We start from the raw sequence: 770 nt of genomic DNA, 5'->3' as shown, positions 1-770 counted from the left end.
GACGCTGAGCTGCTGGAACTGGTCGAGATGGAAGTTCGCGACCTGCTGAGCACCTACGATTTCCCGGGTGACGACACTCCGATCATCATCGGCTCCGCGCTGATGGCTCTGAACGGCGAAGACACCAACGAAATGGGCACCAGCGCTGTTAAGAAGCTGGTCGAGACTCTGGACAGCTACATTCCTGAGCCGGTTCGTGCCATCGACCGTCCGTTCCTGATGCCGATCGAAGACGTATTCTCGATCTCCGGCCGCGGTACTGTTGTTACCGGTCGTGTAGAGCGCGGTATCGTCAAGATCCAGGAAGAAATCGAAATCGTTGGTCTGCGTCCGACCACCAAGACCACCTGCACCGGCGTTGAGATGTTCCGCAAGCTGCTGGACGAAGGTCGTGCTGGTGAGAACTGCGGCGTGCTGCTGCGCGGCACCAAGCGTGATGAAGTCGAGCGTGGTCAGGTTCTGGCCAAGCCGGGCACCATCAAGCCGCACACCAAGTTCGAAGCTGAAGTGTACGTTCTGTCCAAGGAAGAAGGTGGTCGTCACACCCCATTCTTCAAGGGCTACCGTCCGCAGTTCTACTTCCGTACCACTGACGTGACCGGTTCGTGCGAACTGCCGGAAGGCGTTGAGATGGTAATGCCGGGCGACAACATCAAGATGGTTGTCACCCTGATCAAGCCGATCGCCATGGAAGACGGCCTGCGCTTCGCGATCCGCGAAGGCGGTCGTACCGTCGGCGCCGGCGTGGTTGCCAAGATCGTCGAGTAATC

The 770-nt window shown here is 58.8% G+C and carries 1 protein-coding gene; it reads left to right on the top strand.

The window, feature by feature from the left end; translation table 11 throughout:
- A partial coding sequence (locus tag E4487_RS24270; RefSeq protein WP_175254581.1) for an elongation factor Tu occupies nucleotides 1-768 on the top strand: 768 nt, incomplete at its 5' end.
- Nucleotides 769-770: the final 2 nt, after the last annotated feature.

Origin of the sequence: Pseudomonas sp. BMW13 (genome assembly GCF_013357275.1) — a bacterium.
GTDB lineage: Bacteria > Pseudomonadota > Gammaproteobacteria > Pseudomonadales > Pseudomonadaceae > Aquipseudomonas > Aquipseudomonas khazarica.
The sequence above is the reverse complement of the archived record's forward strand: the minus strand, read 5'-3'. Positions and strand labels throughout refer to the sequence as shown.